Source organism: Aeromonas sp. FDAARGOS 1418, from assembly GCF_019048585.1.
Lineage (GTDB): Bacteria > Pseudomonadota > Gammaproteobacteria > Enterobacterales > Aeromonadaceae > Aeromonas > Aeromonas caviae.
Genome location: NZ_CP077387.1, coordinates 84,936 through 98,768, shown reverse-complemented (window position 1 = coordinate 98,768; position 13,833 = coordinate 84,936). Strand labels below are relative to the sequence as shown.

15 protein-coding genes are annotated in these 13,833 nt (G+C 59.6%); 14 read left to right on the top strand and 1 reads right to left on the bottom strand.

Annotated elements, in window-relative coordinates:
* Positions 1–15 precede the first annotated feature (15 nt).
* The 11 genes from pyrG to rpoS all read left to right on the top strand — a co-directional run bounded on the left by pyrG (position 16) and on the right by rpoS (position 9,908).
* Positions 16–1,653, top strand: a complete 1,638-nt coding sequence (gene pyrG, locus I6L48_RS00495; protein WP_039041042.1) for a glutamine hydrolyzing CTP synthase — start codon at positions 16–18, stop codon at positions 1,651–1,653.
* 89 nt (positions 1,654–1,742) lie between these two features.
* Entirely contained in the window at positions 1,743–3,044 is a 1,302-nt protein-coding gene (gene eno / locus I6L48_RS00490; protein WP_005335583.1) for a phosphopyruvate hydratase, read from the top strand.
* 177 nt (positions 3,045–3,221) lie between these two features.
* Complete coding sequence (gene ftsB / locus I6L48_RS00485) at positions 3,222–3,539, top strand: cell division protein FtsB (RefSeq protein ID WP_010675628.1); 318 nt, start codon at positions 3,222–3,224, stop codon at positions 3,537–3,539.
* Positions 3,532–4,263, top strand: coding sequence for a 2-C-methyl-D-erythritol 4-phosphate cytidylyltransferase (ispD, locus tag I6L48_RS00480; RefSeq protein WP_042881527.1), 732 nt, complete (start codon positions 3,532–3,534; stop codon positions 4,261–4,263). The genes ftsB and ispD overlap by 8 nt, the downstream gene beginning before the upstream one ends.
* A gap of 58 nt (positions 4,264–4,321) precedes the next feature.
* Positions 4,322–4,798: a 2-C-methyl-D-erythritol 2,4-cyclodiphosphate synthase gene (gene ispF, locus I6L48_RS00475; RefSeq protein ID WP_113068964.1), complete on the top strand. Its 477-nt coding sequence runs from the start codon at positions 4,322–4,324 to the stop codon at positions 4,796–4,798.
* Positions 4,798–5,856 carry a tRNA pseudouridine(13) synthase TruD gene (gene truD, locus I6L48_RS00470; RefSeq protein WP_216987682.1) on the top strand — a complete coding sequence of 353 codons (1,059 nt, stop codon included), beginning with the start codon at positions 4,798–4,800 and terminating at the stop codon, positions 5,854–5,856. Before ispF ends, truD begins: the two co-directional genes overlap by 1 nt.
* Positions 5,837–6,598 (top strand): 5'/3'-nucleotidase SurE, encoded by a 762-nt coding sequence (surE, locus tag I6L48_RS00465; protein WP_113068963.1) that lies wholly within the window; start codon positions 5,837–5,839, stop codon positions 6,596–6,598. The genes truD and surE overlap by 20 nt, the downstream gene beginning before the upstream one ends.
* A gap of 4 nt (positions 6,599–6,602) precedes the next feature.
* Complete coding sequence (locus I6L48_RS00460; protein WP_010675623.1) at positions 6,603–7,220, top strand: protein-L-isoaspartate(D-aspartate) O-methyltransferase; 618 nt, start codon at positions 6,603–6,605, stop codon at positions 7,218–7,220.
* A complete protein-coding gene (locus I6L48_RS00455; protein WP_162726112.1) occupies positions 7,217–7,798 on the top strand; it encodes a YqaA family protein in 582 nt (193 codons plus the stop codon). Before I6L48_RS00460 ends, I6L48_RS00455 begins: the two co-directional genes overlap by 4 nt.
* A 9-nt stretch (positions 7,799–7,807) precedes the next feature.
* Positions 7,808–8,878 carry a LysM peptidoglycan-binding domain-containing protein gene (locus I6L48_RS00450; RefSeq protein WP_010675621.1) on the top strand — a complete coding sequence of 357 codons (1,071 nt, stop codon included), beginning with the start codon at positions 7,808–7,810 and terminating at the stop codon, positions 8,876–8,878.
* A gap of 46 nt (positions 8,879–8,924) precedes the next feature.
* Positions 8,925–9,908 carry an RNA polymerase sigma factor RpoS gene (gene rpoS, locus I6L48_RS00445; protein ID WP_010675620.1) on the top strand — a complete coding sequence of 328 codons (984 nt, stop codon included), beginning with the start codon at positions 8,925–8,927 and terminating at the stop codon, positions 9,906–9,908.
* 73 nt (positions 9,909–9,981) lie between these two features.
* On the opposite strand, the gene tsaD is transcribed toward rpoS, so the two are convergent.
* Positions 9,982–10,995 carry a tRNA (adenosine(37)-N6)-threonylcarbamoyltransferase complex transferase subunit TsaD gene (gene tsaD, locus I6L48_RS00440; protein ID WP_010675619.1) on the bottom strand — a complete coding sequence of 338 codons (1,014 nt, stop codon included), beginning with the start codon at positions 10,993–10,995 and terminating at the stop codon, positions 9,982–9,984.
* Positions 10,996–11,174: 179 nt separating this feature from the next.
* On the opposite strand from tsaD, the gene rpsU reads away from it, so the two are divergent.
* The 3 genes from rpsU to dnaG all read left to right on the top strand — a co-directional run bounded on the left by rpsU (position 11,175) and on the right by dnaG (position 13,726).
* A complete protein-coding gene (rpsU, locus tag I6L48_RS00435; RefSeq protein ID WP_005309452.1) occupies positions 11,175–11,390 on the top strand; it encodes a 30S ribosomal protein S21 in 216 nt (71 codons plus the stop codon).
* A 15-nt stretch (positions 11,391–11,405) separates the two neighbouring features.
* Positions 11,406–11,849 (top strand): GatB/YqeY domain-containing protein, encoded by a 444-nt coding sequence (locus I6L48_RS00430; RefSeq protein WP_010675618.1) that lies wholly within the window; start codon positions 11,406–11,408, stop codon positions 11,847–11,849.
* 89 nt (positions 11,850–11,938) lie between these two features.
* Positions 11,939–13,726 (top strand): DNA primase, encoded by a 1,788-nt coding sequence (dnaG, locus tag I6L48_RS00425; RefSeq protein WP_113068962.1) that lies wholly within the window; start codon positions 11,939–11,941, stop codon positions 13,724–13,726.
* Positions 13,727–13,833 lie beyond the last annotated feature (107 nt).

The window sequence follows — 13,833 nt, the reverse complement described above, 5'->3', positions numbered from 1 at the left end:
TCTTTCAGGTTCAGCATGACGACCAAATATATTTTTGTGACTGGTGGCGTTGTTTCATCCCTCGGCAAAGGCATTGCCGCAGCTTCTCTGGCAGCCATTCTGGAAGCCCGTGGTCTGGATGTGACCATCATGAAACTGGACCCGTACATCAACGTGGATCCGGGCACCATGAGCCCGACCCAGCATGGTGAAGTGTTCGTAACCGAGGACGGGGCCGAAACCGATCTGGATTTGGGCCACTACGAGCGTTTCATCCGCACCAAGATGACCCGCCGCAACAACTTCACCACCGGCCGCATCTATGCAGACGTGCTGCGCAAGGAGCGTCGTGGTGACTATCTGGGCGCCACCATCCAGGTGATCCCGCACATCACCAACGCCATCAAGGAGCGGGTGATTGCCGGCGCCGAAGGTCATCAGGTTGCCATCGTCGAAGTGGGCGGTACCGTGGGCGACATCGAGTCCCTGCCGTTCCTTGAAGCCATTCGTCAGCTGGCGGCCATCGTGGGTCGCAACAATGCCATGTTCATGCACCTGACCCTGGTTCCTTACCTGGCCGCCGCCGGCGAGGTGAAGACCAAGCCGACCCAGCACTCCGTGAAGGAGCTGCTCTCCATCGGTATCCAGCCGGATGTGCTGATCTGCCGCTCCGACCGCGCCATTCCGGCCAACGAGCGTGCCAAGATCGCCCTGTTCTGCAATGTGCCCGAGCGCGCCGTCATCTCCATGAAGGATGTCGACTCCATCTACAAGATCCCGGCGCTGCTGAAATCCCAGGGTCTGGACGGCTACATCACCGAGCGCTTCGGCATCGAGTGCAAAGAAGCCGACCTGGCCGAGTGGGAACAGGTCATCTATGAAGAGGCCAACCCGACTGCCGAAGTCACCATCGGCATGGTGGGCAAGTATGTCTCCCTGCCGGACGCCTACAAGTCCGTCAACGAAGCGCTCAAGCACGGTGGCCTGAAGACCCGTCTCTCCGTCAACATCAAGTACATCGACTCCCAGGACATCGAGACCCGTGGCGCCGAGCTGCTGGAAGGTCTGGATGCGATTCTGGTGCCGGGTGGCTTCGGCGAGCGCGGTGTGGAAGGCAAAATCCTGGCCGCCAAATATGCCCGCGAGAACAAGATCCCGTACCTCGGTATCTGCCTGGGCATGCAGGTTGCCTTGATCGAATACGCCCGCAACGTTGCGGGCATGGAAGGGGCTCACTCCTCCGAGTTCAAGAAAGACAGCCCGTACCCCGTGGTCGGTCTCATCACCGAGTGGGTGGATGACGAAGGCAACGTCGAGACCCGGACCGAGAAGTCCGATCTGGGCGGTACCATGCGTCTGGGCTCCCAGCTCTGCCACCTGGTGGAAGATTCCAAGGTGCGTCAGATGTACGGCAGCCCGACCATTTACGAGCGCCACCGTCACCGTTATGAAGTGAACAACAAGCTGCTGCCGCAGATTGAAGCGGCAGGTCTGAAGGTGACCGGTCTCTCCGCCGACAAGAAGCTGGTGGAAATCATCGAGATCCCGGATCACCCCTGGTTCGTGGCCGCGCAGTTCCACCCGGAGTTCACCTCGACTCCCCGTGATGGCCACGCCCTGTTCGCCGGTTTTGTGAAGGCGGCGGGCGAGTATCAGAAGCGTAATTTGAAGTAATTGAAAATAAATGCGGTTGGGGCTCTGTGCCACAGCCGCTTTTTTTGGCATATTTTTGTTGTTTTTTTACGAAACCTGAGGAAATACACATGTCCAAGATCGTTAAAGTGATCGGTCGTGAAATCATCGACTCCCGTGGTAACCCGACCGTTGAGGCCGAAGTTCACCTGGAAGGTGGTTTTGTTGGTATGGCAGCCGCTCCGTCTGGCGCGTCCACCGGTTCCCGCGAAGCGCTGGAACTGCGTGACGGCGACAAGAGCCGTTTCCTGGGTAAAGGCGTGCTGAAAGCCATCGAAGCCGTCAACGGCCCGATCGCTCAGGCTCTGCTGGGTAAAGATGCCAAGGACCAGGCCACTGTCGACCAGATCATGATCGACCTCGACGGTACCGAGAACAAATCCAAGTTCGGCGCCAACGCCATCCTGGCTGTTTCCCTGGCCAACGCCAAAGCTGCCGCTGCTGCCAAAGGCATGCCGCTGTACGCCCACATCGCCGAGCTGAACGGCACCCCGGGTGTTTACTCCATGCCGCTGCCGATGATGAACATCATCAACGGTGGTGAGCACGCCGACAACAACGTCGACATCCAGGAGTTCATGATCCAGCCGGTTGGCGCCAAGACCCTGAAAGAAGCCGTTCGCATGGGCGCAGAAGTGTTCCACAACCTGGCCAAAGTGCTGAAGTCCAAGGGCTACAACACTGCAGTTGGTGACGAAGGTGGTTTCGCTCCGAACCTGAAATCCAACGCCGAAGCGCTGGAAGTTATCGCTGAAGCCGTTGCCGCTGCTGGTTACAAACTGGGCACCGACATCACCCTGGCCATGGACTGCGCTGCTTCCGAGTTCTACGACGCAGAGAAGAAAGAGTACAACCTGAAAGGCGAAGGTCGTGTCTTCACCTCCAACGGTTTCTCCGACTTCCTGGCTGACCTGACCACCAAGTTCCCGATCGTCTCCATCGAAGATGGCCTGGACGAATCTGACTGGGAAGGTTTCGCCTACCAGACTGCTGAACTGGGCAAGAAAATCCAGATCGTTGGTGACGACCTGTTCGTAACCAACACCAAGATCCTGAAGCGCGGTATCGACAACGGCATCGCCAACTCCATCCTGATCAAGTTCAACCAGATCGGTTCCCTGACCGAAACTCTGGCTGCCATCAAGATGGCCAAAGACGCTGGCTACACTGCCGTCATCTCCCACCGCTCCGGTGAGACCGAAGACGCGACCATCGCCGACCTGGCTGTGGGTACCGCTGCTGGCCAGATCAAGACCGGTTCCATGAGCCGTTCTGACCGTGTTGCCAAGTACAACCAGCTGATCCGTATCGAAGAAGCCCTGGGTGCCAAGGCTCCGTTCCGTGGTCTGAAAGAAGTGAAGAACCAGGCTTAATTTTCGCCTGCGTTCATGCTTCACAAAGCCCCGCCATCTGGCGGGGCTTTTTCGTTCTGCGCTTATGGGCGTGTGCGACCTGCATTTTTTATTCCGACCAACCCATCCGGCACACAGGCTTTCTTTTGTCTTGCCTGCGAATATGGGAAACTAGGCCGCTTGAAGGAGACTCAGTGCATGCGGCTACTCACTCTTATCCTGCTCCTCCTGTTGGGAGGGCTGCAATATGACCTCTGGCTGGGGAAAAACGGCCTCTCCGACTATCGGGAACTCTCCACCGCCATCGAGCGGCAGCAACAGGACAACCTGGTACTCAAGGATCGCAACAGTCTGATTTACCGGGAAATCGACGATCTTACTTCTGGCCTTGAGGCTATCGAGGAGTTGTCGCGCAACGATCTTGGCTACATCAAGCAGGGCGAGACCTTCTACCGAATCATTCCCAAAGAAAAGGATCAGGTGACGGAGCCTGATGGTGCCCCCTACGATGACTGATAGCCTGAGCGGCCTGACCGCCATCGTCCCGGCTGCCGGTATTGGCAGTCGCATGGGGGCAAGTTGCCCCAAGCAGTACCTGTCCCTGGCAGGGAAATGCATTCTGGAGCACACCCTGGAGCGTTTGCTCTCCCATCCCGCCATCGCCCGTGTGATCGTGGCGCTGGCGCCCCACGACAGCTGGTTTGAGACCTTGACCGTGGCAACCGATCCGCGGGTGTTGCGAGTGGAAGGGGGAAGCGAGCGCGCCTTCTCCGTGCTCAATGCGTTGCACATGGCAGAAGGGGAGTGGGCACTGGTGCACGACGCCGCCCGGCCCTGTCTGACCCACGAGGATCTCGATGCGCTCATTGCTGCCGCCATGGCCTCTGGCGGTGCCATCCTCGGCAGCCGGGTGCGCGATACCATGAAGCGCACCGATGCGGCCGGCAATATCCTCGCCACCGTGGATCGCGAGCAGCTCTGGCATGCCCTGACGCCCCAGATGTTTTTGGTCCGCCCCCTCAAGCGGGCGCTGGAGGAGGGGCTGGCGCTCGGCGCCGCCATCACCGATGAAGCCTCCGCCATGGAGCGCGCCGGTTTCCCCGTGCGCATGGTGGAAGGGCGGGCCGACAACATCAAGGTGACCCGGCCGGAAGATCTCTCCCTGGCCGGGCTCTATTTACAGCAACAACGTGCGTGCCGGTCGGCACGACCCGATTCATCCCCAGAGGAGCAGGCATGATCCGCACCGGACATGGTTTTGATGAGACAGATTTCCGTGTATTGAGGAGGGCGCAGGCATGATGCGGATCGGACATGGTTTTGATGTTCACAAGTTTGGCGGGGTCGGCCCCTGCATGCTGGGCGGGGTGGCGGTGCCCTATGAACAGGGCCTGCTGGCCCACTCCGATGGCGACGTGGTGTTGCATGCGGTGAGCGATGCCCTGCTGGGGGCCATCGGCGCCGGCGACATCGGCCGCCACTTCCCCGATACCGCCGCCGAATTCAAGGGCATCGACAGCCGCACCCTGCTGCGGGATGTCTTTGCCCGCGTGCAGCTCGCAGGTTATGCCATCGGCAACCTGGATGTGACCATCATCGCCCAGGCCCCCAAGATGGCCCCCCATATCGACGCCATGTGCGCCGTGCTGGCCGCGGATCTGCAATGTGACTTGGACCGGGTGAACGTCAAGGCGACCACCACCGAACAACTTGGATTCACGGGGCGCAAGGAAGGGATCGCCACCGAAGCCGTTGTCTTGCTGGTGAAACAATGATGCTTGAACAACTTGCCTATCTGCACGGGACGCCCACTGCTCGCGGCATCCTCAAGGCCGAGGCCGCCGACTTCGTGGTCAATGAAGATCTCGGGTTTGCACCTTGCGGCGAGGGGGAACACATCTTCGTCCGGGTACGCAAAACCGGCGAGAATACCGCCTGGGTGGCTGGCCTGCTGGCCGATGCGGCCGGGGTTGCCCGCAATGCGGTGACCTGGGCTGGTCTGAAAGATCGCCATGCGGTGACCGAACAGTGGTTCGGCATCCATCTGCCGGGCAAGGGCGAGCCGGATCTCTCGGTCATCGAGAACGACAACATCCGGATCCTTGAGGTCAAGCGCCACAACAAGAAGCTGCGGGTCGGCTATCTCAAGGGCAACCACTTCACCCTGCGCCTCACCGGGCTGGAGCAGGCCGACGGACTGGAATCCCGTCTGCAGGCGATTGCAACCCAGGGGGTGCCCAACTACTACGGCGAGCAGCGTTTCGGCCGCGGTGGCAACAACCTGGAGGCCGCCAAGGCGATGTTCGCCGGCAAGCGGGTCAAGGATCGCAACAAGCGCTCCCTCTATCTGTCCGCCGCCCGCAGCATGCTGTTCAATGCCATCGTCAGCGCCCGCATCGAGCAGGGGCTGGCCCATCAGCTGCTGGCTGGCGACTGCGTGATGCTCAAGGGCAGCCACTCCATCTTCAGCGAAGAGAGCGTGACGCCCGAGCTCGAGGCGCGCCTTGCCTCCGGAGACGTGCAACTGACCGCTCCCCAGTGGGGCCGTGGCCGTCTGGCGAGCCAGGGGGCAGCCGCCGAGTTCGAGCAAGGAGTGCTGGCCTCTTATGGCGACTGGTGCGAAGGACTGGAAAAAGCCGGGCTGGATCAGGACAGGCGCCCGCTGCTGCTCAAGCCGGAGCAGATGAGCTGGCAACGGGAGGACGAGGTGCTGACCCTGTCGTTCTTCCTGTCGGCCGGCGCCTTTGCCACCAGCGTGGTACGAGAATTAATGCAGGCCGAAGAGGCCGATCACGGTTTCAGGAACTCAACCGATGCGAATTCTGGTCAGTAATGACGATGGGGTACACGCCGAGGGCATTCGCGCCCTCAGCGAGGCGTTGCGTGCCTGTGGCGAGGTCGTGGTGGTGGCGCCGGATCGCAACCGCAGCGGTGCCAGCCACTCCCTGACGCTGGAAGTGCCGCTGCGGGTCACCCGCCTCGATGCGTCCAGTTTTCACGGCATCAAGAGTTATGCGGTCAAGGGGACGCCGACCGACAGCGTTCATCTGGCGGTCAACGAACTGCTGCGCCCTGAGCCCGACATGGTGGTGGCCGGTATCAATCACGGGGCCAACCTGGGGGATGACGTCATCTACTCGGGGACGGTGGCGGCCGCGACGGAAGGGCGTCATCTTGGTTTCCCCTCCATCGCCGTATCGCTGGTGGGCAAGACCCATTTCGCCAGTGCGGCCCACTACGCCGCCAAGCTGGTGCGGGGGCTGATGGTGCATCCGTTGCCTGCGGATCAGATCCTCAACGTGAATGTGCCGGATCTGCCGCTCGAGCAGATCAAGGGGATCAGGGTGACGCGTCTTGGCAATCGCCACCGGGCGGAGTCGGTGATCCGCACCGAGGATCCCCGTGGTCAGCCCGTCTACTGGATTGGCCCCCCCGGCAACCAGCAGGATGCAGGAGAGGGAACGGACTTTGCCGCCATCGAGCAGGGTTATGTCTCCATCACTCCCCTGACCATCGACATGACGGCCTACGGCAGTCTGTCGACCCTGGGCGCGTGGCTGGATCTGCAGGGATGACGTTGTGATAGTACAGCGCCTGTTGAATCAACTGATTGCCCAGGATGTCCGCGATTTCCGCGTATTGGCGGCGATTGCGAAGGTGCCGCGCCAGCTGTTCGTGGATGAGGCCATGGCCCACAAGGCCTGGGACAATACTGCCCTGCCCATCGGCCATGGGCAGACCATCTCCCAGCCTTACATCGTGGCGCGCATGACCGAGCTGCTGATCCAGAACGATCCGGCCCATGTGCTGGAGATCGGGACGGGATCGGGCTACCAGACGGCGGTACTGGCCCACCTGGTGGAGCATGTCTACACCATGGAGCGGATCAAGTCGCTGCAGTTTCAGGCCCGGCGCAGATTGCGCCAGCTCGATCTGCACAATGTGTCGGCCAAGCACGGCAATGGGTGGCTAGGTTGGCCCAACAAGGGCCCTTTCGACGCCATTCTGGTGACGGCGGCGGCCAGTGAGGTCCCCAAGGCCCTGACCGATCAGCTGGCTGACGGTGGTCGTCTGGTGTTGCCGGTGGGTGATGGCCAGCAGACCCTGCAGCTCATCGAGCGATCGGGCTCCCAGCTCACCAGCCGGATCCTGGAGCCGGTACGTTTCGTTCCTCTGATTGACGGAGATGTCGAGTGAAGTTGTTTTCCCGCCTTTATGTTCTGGTGATGCAGTGGGCACGCCACAAGTATGCCCCCTGGTATCTGGCCATCACCGCCTTTATTGAATCCATCTTCTGGCCCATCCCGGTGGATGTGATGCTGGCGCCCATGGCGCTCGGCAAACCTCATCGCGCCTGGCACTATGCCGCGCTGGCCACTCTCTTTTCTGTGCTGGGCGCCCTGTTTGGTTATCTGCTCGGCTATGCCCTGTGGGAGCCAGTGGTGCAGCCGCTGGTGACCTCGGTTGGCTATGAGGACAAGATTGCCCTGGCCCAGCAGTGGTTCGCGCAGTGGGGCATCTGGGTTATTTTTATTGCCAGCTTCACGCCGATCCCCTACAAGGTGTTTACCGTCACGGCTGGCTTGCTCCACATGGCACTGTTGCCTTTCATCCTGACCTCGCTGATCGGTCGTGGCATGCGCTTCTTCCTGGTTGCAGGTCTGATGCGCTGGGGCGGCGAGAAGATGGAGCGCAAGCTGATGCACTATGTGGATGTGCTGGGCTGGCTCTGTATTGGTTTGGCCGTTGCGGCCTATTTCTGGTTTAGTCGTTAAGGATCCACTATGTGTTCGCGTGTTTGGCAAGGTAGCGGTGTCGTCGTGTTGTCATGGCTGCTGCTTGCCTGTTCCTCCAGCAAGACTGCGGCTCCGGTGCACAGCCTGGGCAATGATCAGGTCGCTTCGACCATCCCCGTGCGTCAAGGTATGACCAAGCCCGGCATTGCAGGCAACGGGTACACCGTGGTCAAAGGAGACACTCTCTACTCCATTGCATTTCGTTCTGGCATGGATGTGGCTTCGCTTATCAGCATCAATGGCATCACTCCCCCCTATAACATTTATCCCGGCCAGCAGCTCAGGCTCGATGGCGCTTCCGCCCCCATGGCGGTGGCAACCGTCGGCAGCCCTGTCAGTCGTGGCAGCGTGACGGGGTCTGGCAGTTACGAGGTGCGCCGTGGCGATACCTTGAGCAGCATCGGTCGCCAGTTCGGTCTTTCCAACCAGGCCTTGGCCCAGCGCAACAACCTCCAGGCTCCTTATGCATTGCACGTGGGTCAGGTGCTCAATGTGGGGGGCGCGGGTTCCTCGGGTGGTCAGATGGTTGCAGCAACCACACCGGTGGTGACCAGCACGGGGCCCAAACCCCTGGCCACGGCTCCGGCAGGTACGACCACACCATTTATTGCTCAGAAAACGATTGCTCCTGCCTCGTCAACAGCATACGCTCAGGCGAAAGAACAAAAAACCGTCAGTTCCTCGTCAACACTCTCCTGGCATTGGCCGACCAAAGGGCGGATCGTTGAAGGCTTCTCCGTTGCGGAACAAGGCAACAAGGGCATCGACATTTCCGGCCAGAAGGGCCAACCCATTTACGCTGCGAGCAGCGGCAAAGTGGTCTATGCGGGCAGTGCACTGCGAGGTTATGGCAAGCTGATAATTCTCAAGCACAACGATGACTACCTCTCCGCCTACGCTCACAACGATGAGTTGAGGGTCAAGGAGGGAGACACCGTGAAGGGCGGAGCGGTTATCGCCAATATGGGTAGCACGGATGCGCCGGATGTGCGCTTGCACTTTGAAATCCGGTACAAAGGCAAGTCGATCAACCCGATGGGCTATTTGCCAAAGCGTTAACTCAGAGAGCTGAGTCTTACTCTGGTGTAGGTCAGGGAGAGATATCATGAGCCAAGAACAACTGGTAATGCAGGATGCAGAGTTAGAGTTCGACGAGGAGCTGGAGGTTCAGGAGGAAGAAGAGGTTCAGGAAGTGGCGGCCGAAGCCGAAGAGACCATTTCCGATGAACTGATGGCGCCCGAGCTGAACAAGGTAATGGACGCCACCCAGCTCTATCTGGGGGAGATAGGCTTCTCCCCTTTGCTCACGGCCGAAGAGGAAGTCTACTACGCCCGCCGTGCCCTGCGTGGCGACAAAGCGGCGCGCAAGCGCATGATCGAATCCAACCTGCGCCTGGTGGTCAAGATTGCCCGGCGCTACAACAACCGCGGCCTGGTGCTGCTGGATCTCATCGAAGAGGGCAACCTCGGCCTTATCCGCGCCGTCGAGAAGTTCGACCCCGAGCGAGGCTTCCGTTTCTCCACCTATGCCACCTGGTGGATCCGCCAGACCATAGAGCGGGCCATCATGAACCAGACCCGCACCATTCGTCTGCCCATCCATGTGGTCAAGGAGCTGAACGTCTATCTGCGCACTGCGCGCGAGCTTTCCCATCGTCTCGACCATGAGCCGACCGCCGAGGATATCGCCTCTGCACTGGATCGCTCTGTGGACGATGTGAATCGCATGCTCAAGCTCAACGAGAAGATCACCTCGGTGGATACTCCCATTGGTGGCGATCGCGACAAGGCGCTGCTGGACGTGCTTTCCGACGAGCGCGGCATGGGACCCGAGCTGGAGTCCCAGGAAGATGACATGCGCAGCAGCATAGTGCACTGGCTGGAGGAGCTGAATCCCAAGCAGCGTGAAGTGCTGGCCCGCCGTTTCGGTCTGCTCGGCTATGAACCGGCCACCCTGGAAGACGTGGGCGCCGAGATTGGTCTGACCCGCGAGCGGGTGCGCCAGATCCAGGTGGAAGGGTTGCGCCGTCTGCGGGAAATCCTGCTGGGGCAGGGGCTGTCCATTGAGGCGCTGTTCCGCACCAACTAAACGGGTATGAATACCGTCATCAAGATGAAAAAGGGGCCACAGGCCCCTTTCTTTTTGTCGTGGATCGTCAGGATCACACCGGATCCAGGGTATCCAGCGGCCAGCGCGGCACGGCCTTGACGACCAGGGGTTCGAAGACTCCCGCCTTAAGGCGTTGCATGCCGGCATAGGCGATCATGGCGCCGTTGTCGGTGCAGTATTCGGTGCGCGGGTAGAAGACTTCACCTTTGAGGCTCTCCATCAGCTCGGCCAGCTGGGCGCGCAGATGACGGTTGGCACTGACGCCGCCTGCCACGACCAGACGATTGAGACCGGTCTCCTTCAGGGCACGGCGGCACTTGATGGCCAGGGTGTCGACCACCGCATCCTCAAACGCCCGGGCGATGTCGGCACGGGTCTGTTCATCATCACCGTTGGCGGCAATGGTGTTGGCGGCGAAGGTCTTGAGACCGGAGAAGCTCATGTCGAGCCCGGGACGGTCGGTCATGGGACGGGGGAAGGTAAAGCGTCCAGTGGTGCCCTTCTCCGCCAGCCGGGAGAGCAGCGGACCACCGGGGTAGTCCAGACCCATCAGCTTGGCGGTCTTGTCGAACGCCTCACCGGCGGCATCGTCGATCGATTCGCCCAGCAGCTGGTAGCTGCCGATGCCATCGACCCGGACCAGCATGGAGTGGCCGCCGGAGACCAGCAGCGCCACGAAGGGAAACTCGGGGGCTCGCTCTTCCAGCATGGGGGCCAGCAGGTGACCTTCCATGTGGTGCACGGCGATGGCTGGCTTGTCCCAAGCCATGGCCAGCGAGCGGCCTATGGTCGCCCCGACCAGGATGGCGCCAACCAGACCTGGCCCCGCGGTATAGGCGATGCCATCGATGTCATCCTTGCCAAGTCCGGCCTCTTTCAAGGCGGCCTGGATCAAGGGGATCGTCTTGCGTACATGGTCCCGGCTGGCGAGCTCGGGAACAACGCCGCCGTAGTCCGCATGCAGCTTGACCTGGCTGTACAACTGGTGGGAAAGGATCCCTTTTTGATCATCGAAGATCGCGATCCCGGTTTCGTCACAGGATGTCTCTATGCCCAATACACGCATTGCTAAAAAATTTCACTGCTAAAATGAGACGGCTATGGTAACCTTCGCGGGTTTTTTAAACCAGAGCGATCTCTGCGGGTTTACTTTCATTCCCTGTCCAGAGTATAATTTCGCACCATTTTAAGACATGCTGATCGATTGAAGGTCAGCTAACAATTTATCACTGAGGTGAAAGGCACATGCCAGTAATCAAAGTCCGTGAAAATGAGCCGTTTGACGTTGCTCTGCGTCGCTTCAAGCGTTCTTGCGAAAAGGCCGGTATCCTGTCCGAAGTTCGTAGCCGTGAGTTCTACGAGAAGCCGACTACCATTCGCAAGCGCGCCAAAGCGTCCGCTGTCAAGCGTCACGCCAAGAAGCTGTCCCGCGAAAACGCACGTCGTATCCGCCTGTACTAATCAAGGGATCATGCCGTGTCTCTGAAGGATCAACTCAAGGATCAGCAAAAGCTCGCCATGCTTGCCAAAGACAAGCCTCGGTTGGGTGCTATCCGCTTGTTGATGGCAGAAATCAAGCAGCGTGAAGTCGATACCCGTGTCGAGCTCAATGATGAAGAGATCCTCGCTGTCGTGACCAAAATGGTCAAACAGCGTCGCGATTCCATCAGCCAGTTTGAAGCTGCCGGTCGCCAGGATCTTGCCGACAAAGAGTCCGCCGAGATCGTTGTGCTGCAGGAGTTCCTGCCACAACAGCTGACCGCAGACGAAATTGCCGCCCTGATCGAGCAAGCCATCACTGAAAGTGGTGCTGCCGTCATGGCTGACATGGGTAAAGTCATGGCTGTCTTGAAGCCAAAAATTCAGGGGCGTGCCGATGTCGGCGCCGTCAGTGCTCAGGTGAAAACCCGCTTGGCGTAACAGGCAACTCTCTTGTTTGGTCGAAGAAGCCGTGCTTCCCATTGGAATGCGCGGCTTTTTTATTTCCTATGCAATGAAACAGGACGGTTATGGCTGGCAGGATCCCGCAATCCTTTATCGATGATCTGCTTGTACGCACGGACATAGTCGAGTTGATCGACTCCCGTGTGCGGTTGAAGAAAGCCGGTAAGAACTACCAGGCTTGCTGCCCTTTTCATAACGAAAAAAGCCCCTCCTTTACCGTCAGCCAGGAGAAGCAGTTCTATCACTGTTTCGGTTGTGGTGCCCACGGCAATGCCATCGGCTTTGTCATGGAGTACGACGGCCTGGAATTCCCCGATGCCATCGAAGAGCTGGCAAGCCTGCACGGTATGCAGGTCCCCCGTGAGCAAACGGCGGGTGGATCAAGCCATAGCCAACCAGCCGTCAGCAAGGATCTGTTCGAGCTGATGAACCAGATTGCGCGCTTCTACGAGAGCAATCTCAAGAACGCGCCTCAGGCGGTGGAGTATCTGAAAGGCCGGGGCCTGACTGGCGAGGTGGTCAAGCGCTTCAACATCGGTTATGCCCCTGGGGACTGGGATCAGGTGCGTCGCCGCTTTGGCGCCAGTAGGGATCACGAACAACTGCTGATTTCGGGCGGTATGCTGATCCCCCGTGACAGCGGCCCGGGCAGCTACGATCGTTTCCGCGATCGCATCATGTTTCCGATCCGGGACAAACGCGGCCGGGTCATCGGCTTCGGTGGCCGAGTGCTGGGGGATGGCACGCCCAAGTACCTGAACTCCCCCGAAACCCCCATCTTCCACAAGGGGCGAGAGCTGTTCGGCCTTTATGAGGTCAAGCAGGCACACAAGGATCCGCGCCGGATCCTGGTGGTGGAAGGCTACATGGATGTGGTGGCGCTCGGCCAGTACGACATCGACTATGCGGTGGCGGCACTGGGGACTGCGACCACCAGCGATCACATCCACACCCTGTTCCGTACCACGGCAGAGGTGGTCTGTTGCTACGACGGCGACAACGCCGGTCGGGAAGCGGCCTGGCGGGCGCTGGATAACGCGCTCTCCCACCTGCAGGACGGCCGTGAACTCAAGTTCGTCTTTTTGCCGGATGGCGAGGATCCCGACTCGCTGGTACGCCAGATCGGCAAGGAGGGGTTCGAAGCGCTGCTCGACAAGGCCCAGTCGTTTGCGGATTTCATGTTCGAACGCCTCGGGCGCGATGCGGCTCTTTCCGGTGAGGCAGGCAAGTTTGAAGTGGCAAACAAGGCCGCTGAGCTGATTCGTCGGGTACCGGAAGGTTTCACGCGCGAGGGGTTGATTACCCGACTCTCCAGCATGATGCGCTGGGGAGAAAACAAGCAGCGGATTACCGAGCTGTTTGCCCGCAACAGCCAGCCCAAGGTGGAAGTCAACAAACCCAAGGCGACCAAGCTGACGCCGATCCGCAGGGCTCTGGCCCTGATGGTGCAGTATCCGGCGATCACCGCCGAGCTGCCGGCCATGCCCGAGTTGGCCGGGCTGCGCCTGCAGGGGATCCCTTTCCTGCTGCAACTGCACCAGCAGATCCTGATCCAGCCGGGAGTGACAACGGGTATCCTGCTGGAGCATTGGCGTGGCACAAAAGAGGGAGAAATACTTGCCCAACTGGCGATGCATGACCTGTTTGAAGAGGTAAAGCTCGACCAGGAGCCCGATATTCTGGGAGAATTGCAGGATACCTTTGTCGGTTTCATCAACCTTTTCCTGAAGCAACGGATCGAAGAATTGCAGGCCAAGGTGGCGCAGGAAGGGCTAAGCTCTGAGGAAACTCAGGAGCTGATGATGCTGATCAGAGAGGTGCAGATTGAGAAAAGAAATGAGAGTGGGGCTTGATATTTGAGTGAGCAGTCCCAATATGAATAGCGTTGCCCGAATAGACGGGATTGAAAGCAAACACTTTATAACCACCTGGCCCCGACAACACTGCGGGCAGGGGTTTC

Coding starts and splice junctions, on each gene's coding strand:
- pyrG (WP_039041042.1), top strand. CDS start 16: ATGACGACCAAATATATTTTTGTGACTGGTGGCGTTGTTTCATCCCTC.
- eno (WP_005335583.1), top strand. CDS start 1,743: ATGTCCAAGATCGTTAAAGTGATCGGTCGTGAAATCATCGACTCCCGT.
- ftsB (WP_010675628.1), top strand. CDS start 3,222: ATGCGGCTACTCACTCTTATCCTGCTCCTCCTGTTGGGAGGGCTGCAA.
- ispD (WP_042881527.1), top strand. CDS start 3,532: ATGACTGATAGCCTGAGCGGCCTGACCGCCATCGTCCCGGCTGCCGGT.
- ispF (WP_113068964.1), top strand. CDS start 4,322: ATGATGCGGATCGGACATGGTTTTGATGTTCACAAGTTTGGCGGGGTC.
- truD (WP_216987682.1), top strand. CDS start 4,798: ATGCTTGAACAACTTGCCTATCTGCACGGGACGCCCACTGCTCGCGGC.
- surE (WP_113068963.1), top strand. CDS start 5,837: ATGCGAATTCTGGTCAGTAATGACGATGGGGTACACGCCGAGGGCATT.
- I6L48_RS00450 (WP_010675621.1), top strand. CDS start 7,808: ATGTGTTCGCGTGTTTGGCAAGGTAGCGGTGTCGTCGTGTTGTCATGG.
- rpoS (WP_010675620.1), top strand. CDS start 8,925: ATGAGCCAAGAACAACTGGTAATGCAGGATGCAGAGTTAGAGTTCGAC.
- tsaD (WP_010675619.1), bottom strand. CDS start 10,995: ATGCGTGTATTGGGCATAGAGACATCCTGTGACGAAACCGGGATCGCG.
- rpsU (WP_005309452.1), top strand. CDS start 11,175: ATGCCAGTAATCAAAGTCCGTGAAAATGAGCCGTTTGACGTTGCTCTG.
- dnaG (WP_113068962.1), top strand. CDS start 11,939: ATGGCTGGCAGGATCCCGCAATCCTTTATCGATGATCTGCTTGTACGC.